Origin of the sequence: Streptomyces katrae, assembly GCF_000966975.1 — a bacterium.
In the GTDB taxonomy this organism is placed as follows: domain Bacteria; phylum Actinomycetota; class Actinomycetes; order Streptomycetales; family Streptomycetaceae; genus Streptomyces; species Streptomyces katrae.
The window spans coordinates 1-3986 of record NZ_JZWV01000622.1 but is presented as its reverse complement, the minus strand read 5'-3'; the positions used below and the strand labels follow the sequence as shown (position 1 = coordinate 3986).

Below are 3986 nucleotides of genomic sequence, written 5' to 3'. Positions count from 1 at the left end.
CCGCGGCCGGGGCGCGGCGGTCCTGCCGTCGGGGCCGAGGAAGACGGGGCTGCCGCCCGGCACCAGGCCCAGCTCACGGGCCCGCCGCTGAAGGGCGTCGGGGGCCGAGTAGCCGTCGACGTCCCGCTGCAGCGCCTGCTGCTCGTCGGTCAGCGCCGTGGTCTCCTTCTTCAGCTTGCTCAGCTGGAACGACCCCTGGTTGAGCGCCGAGTTCAGCAGCAGCAGGCTGATCAGGCCGCCGGCCAGCAGCGCCACGACGAGCAGCACGAACGGCATCTTCGCCGCCTGCCGCGCCCCGCCGGGCCCGGCCGCGGCGGGGCGGCCCCGGACGAGGCGGGCCGCCTGCCCGCGGGTCAGCGTGGCCACCTTCCCGGCCCTCCCCGCCTTCCCGGCCTTGGTCACGGCCGGCCCTCGCGGATCCGTTCGACTCCGCGGAACCGGGCCGGGGCGGCCCGCCGGTTCTCCGCGATCTCCTCCTCGGTGGGCAGTTCCGCGCCGCGGGTGAGGAGCTTCAGCTTCGGCTGGTACTTCTCCGGTACGACGGGCAGCCCGGGCGGTGCCGTGGAGGTGGCGCCGGCCGTGAAGACCTGCTTGACGAGCCGGTCCTCCAGGGAGTGGTACGACAGGACCGCGATCCGCCCGCCGACCGCGATCCGGTCGACGGCGGCCGGGATGGCCCGCTCCAGCCCGGAGAGCTCCCCGTTGACCTCGATGCGCAGGGCCTGGAAGGTCCGCTTGGCGGGGTTGCCGCCGGTGCGCTTGGCCGCCTGCGGCAGTGCGTCGCGGATCAGCTCCACCAGGCGGGCGCTGTTGCTGAACGGCTCCTTGTCGCGCTCGCGCACGATCGCCGAGACGATCCGCTTGGCCTGCTTCTCCTCGCCGTACTGGCGCAGGATGCGCACCAGCTCGCCGGGGGCGTAGGTGTTGAGGACCTCGGCGGCGCTGATGCCCGTCGTCTGGTCCATGCGCATGTCCAGCGGCGCGTCCTGGGCGTAGGCGAACCCCCGGTCGGCCTCGTCGAGCTGCATGGAGGAGACGCCGAGGTCGAAGAGGATGCCCTGGACGGTGGGGAGCCCGAGGCGGTCGAGGACCTCGGCGAGGTCGGCGTAGATCGCGTGGACGAGGGTGGCCCGGTCGCCGAAGGGCGCGAGCCGCTCGCCGGAGAGCCGCAGGGCCTCCTTGTCGCGGTCGAGGCCGATCAGGCGCACCTCGGGGAACCGGGTCAGCAGGGCCTCGCTGTGGCCGCCGAGGCCGAGGGTGCAGTCGACGACGACGGCCCCCGGCCTCTCCAGCGCCGGGGCCAACAGCGCCGGGGCCAACAGGTCCAGGCACCGCTGGAGCATCACCGGGACATGTCGGGACTCGCTAGTCAAAGCGCCCTCTCAGATAACGGCGCGGCAGGCATACGCCGCGCCGCGCACGCGGAGTGTTACCAGGGGGCCGGGGCGGCCGGTGGGGCCGGGCTCCGGCCGGTTCGCGTCACTTTAGTGCAACGCCCGCCCCGGTCAACGAACCGCCCCGCACCCGGTGCGCCCCTCCCCCGGCGCACCCGCAAAAGCCGTGAATCACCCGGACGGCGGCCTCCTTCGCACCCTTGTGGGTTAGCTCACAACAATCATGGTTGACCTTCTTTGTCCGTCCTCACCCCATGCCCGGACGGCCCGTGACCACTAACGTCGTATGCATGACGACATCCGCATCCCTGCCCGCACACCCCACGCCCACGGCATCCGGCGGCGACTCCGTCACCGACAGGCTCGTCGCGGCCAACCGCCGCTACGCCTCCGCCTTCACCGACCCCGGCATGGACGCCCGTCCCGTCCTGCACGTGGCCGTCGTGGCCTGCATGGACGCCCGTCTCGACCTGCACAAGGCCCTCGGCCTGGAGCTCGGCGACTGCCACACCATCCGCAACGCCGGCGGGGTGGTCACCGACGACACCATCCGCTCGCTCACCATCAGCCAGCGCGCCCTGGGCACCCGCTCGGTCATACTCATCCACCACACCGGCTGCGGCCTCGAAAGCCTGACCGAGGACTTCCGGCACGAGCTGGAGGACGAGGTCGGCCAGCGCCCCGCCTGGGCGGTCGAGGCCTTCCGGGACGTGGACCAGGACGTGCGCCAGTCCATGCAGCGGGTTCGCACCAACCCGTTCCTGCTCCACAAGGACGATGTGCGAGGCTTCGTCTTCGACGTGCACACCGGGCTCCTGCGGGAGATCGATCCGGCCACCTGAGTGACACAGCGCCCGGCGCCGTCAAGAATGCGGTGAGACGTCACCCGGAAACCCTCCGGGGCGGTGTCCGTGTTTCGGGGCGGGCCGGACCGTGCGCCATGCGCGTCGGCCCTGTGGAATGGGCCGAGGAGAACCAGGTGACCACGTACGACGACCGAGCGAGCCTCGCTGATCTGACCAGCACGGCCGAGCGGGTCCGCCAGTCGGTCGAGCGCGTGATCGAGGGCAAGCCCGAGGTCGTCCGCCTCGCGCTGGTGGTCCTGCTGGCCGAGGGCCACCTGCTGATCGAGGACGTGCCCGGAGTCGGCAAGACGATGCTGGCCAAGACCCTGGCCAAGTCCATCGACTGCTCGGTCCAGCGCATCCAGTTCACCCCGGACCTGCTGCCCTCCGACATCACCGGCGTCAGCATCTACGACCAGCAGCGCCGCGAGTTCGAGTTCAAGCCCGGCGCGATCTTCGCGCAGATCGTCATCGGCGACGAGATCAACCGGGCCTCGCCGAAGACCCAGTCGGCGCTGCTGGAGTCGATGGAGGAGCGCCAGGTCACCATCGACGGCACCACCTACGCGCTGCCCAGCCCGTTCATGGTCGTCGCGACCCAGAACCCCGTCGAGATGGAGGGCACCTACCCCCTCCCCGAGGCCCAGCGCGACCGCTTCATGGCCCGCGTCTCGGTCGGCTACCCCAGCCCCGAGGCCGAGCTGGAGATGCTCGACGTGCACGGCGGGATCTCCCCGCTCGACGACCTCACCGCCGTCGCGCACGCCCACGACGTCGTCAAGCTGATAGAGGCCGTCCGCGAGGTGTACGTCGCGGCCCCGGTGAAGCGCTACGTCGTCGACCTGGTCTCCGCCACCCGCAGCCACCCGGACCTGCGCCTGGGCGCCTCCCCCCGCGCCACCCTGCACCTGCTGCGCGCCGTGAAGGCCTCCGCCGCCCTGTCGGGCCGTGACTACGTCCTGCCCGACGACGTCCAGCAGCTGGCCGCGCCGGTCCTGGCGCACCGCCTCCTGCCGACCGCGCAGGCCCAGCTGAACCGGCGCACCTCCGAGCAGGTCGTCCACGACATCCTCCAGCGCACCCCGGTCCCTGCCACGCACACGCGCGGCGAGGTGCCGCCCGGCGCGGGCGCCCGGAGCTTCTGATGGCCGCCGGTGCCCCGAACGGCGCCGGCGGGCAGGCCCGGAACCCCGGGGGGCTGCGCGCCTCGCTGTCCGGGCTCACCACCCGGGGCCGCTCGTTCCTGGCGGCCGGCGCCGCCGCCGCCGTCTGCGCGTACGTCCTCGGGCAGGGCCAGCTGCTGCGGGTCGGGCTGCTGCTCGTCGTCCTCCCGCTGATCTGCGTCGTCGCCCTGCACCGCACCCGCCAGCAGGTCACCGCCGGCCGCCGGCTGACCCCGCCGCGGGTGCCCGCCGGCGGCGAGGCCCGGGTCCAGCTGCGGCTGGAGAACGTCTCCCGGATGCCCACGGGGCTGCTCATGCTCCAGGACCGGGTGCCCTACGTGCTGGGGCCCCGCCCCCGCTTCGTGCTGGACCGGGTCGAGCCCGGCGGCCGCCGCGAGGTGTCCTACCGGGTCCGCTCCGACCTGCGCGGCCGCTACCCGCTGGGCCCGCTCCAGCTGCGGCTGACCGACCCCTTCGGGATGGTCGAGCTGACCCGCTCCTTCAGCGCCTACGACACCCTCACCGTCGTCCCGCGCACCCAGCCCCTGCCCGCGGTCCGGATGACCGGCGAGGCGGGGGGGCCC

Annotated in this window: 4 protein-coding genes and 1 pseudogene; 3 read left to right on the top strand and 2 right to left on the bottom strand. The window is 73.1% G+C overall.

Going from position 1 to position 3986, the window contains the following annotated elements:
• Both ftsL and rsmH read right to left on the bottom strand, forming a co-directional pair.
• On the bottom strand, positions 1-366 hold a 366-nt coding region (ftsL, locus tag VR44_RS22225; protein WP_094191832.1), incomplete at its 3' end, for a cell division protein FtsL.
• 32 nt (positions 367-398) lie between these two features.
• On the bottom strand, positions 399-1373 hold the full coding sequence (gene rsmH / locus VR44_RS22220) for a 16S rRNA (cytosine(1402)-N(4))-methyltransferase RsmH (protein WP_094191831.1): 975 nt from the start codon (positions 1371-1373) through the stop codon (positions 399-401).
• Positions 1374-1684: 311 nt separating this feature from the next.
• Here rsmH and VR44_RS22215 point away from each other — a divergent pair, with 311 nt between their 5' ends.
• The 3 genes and pseudogenes from VR44_RS22215 to VR44_RS22205 all read left to right on the top strand — a co-directional run.
• Entirely contained in the window at positions 1685-2236 is a 552-nt protein-coding gene (locus VR44_RS22215; RefSeq protein ID WP_045949330.1) for a beta-class carbonic anhydrase, read from the top strand.
• 137 nt (positions 2237-2373) lie between these two features.
• Complete coding sequence (locus tag VR44_RS22210; protein ID WP_045949332.1) at positions 2374-3384, top strand: AAA family ATPase; 1011 nt, start codon at positions 2374-2376, stop codon at positions 3382-3384.
• A pseudogene (locus tag VR44_RS22205) lies at positions 3384-3986 on the top strand (DUF58 domain-containing protein); the annotation flags it as partial. The gene VR44_RS22210 and the pseudogene VR44_RS22205, both read left to right, overlap by 1 nt.

Coding starts and splice junctions, on each gene's coding strand:
- VR44_RS22215 (WP_045949330.1), top strand. CDS start 1,685: ATGACGACATCCGCATCCCTGCCCGCACACCCCACGCCCACGGCATCC.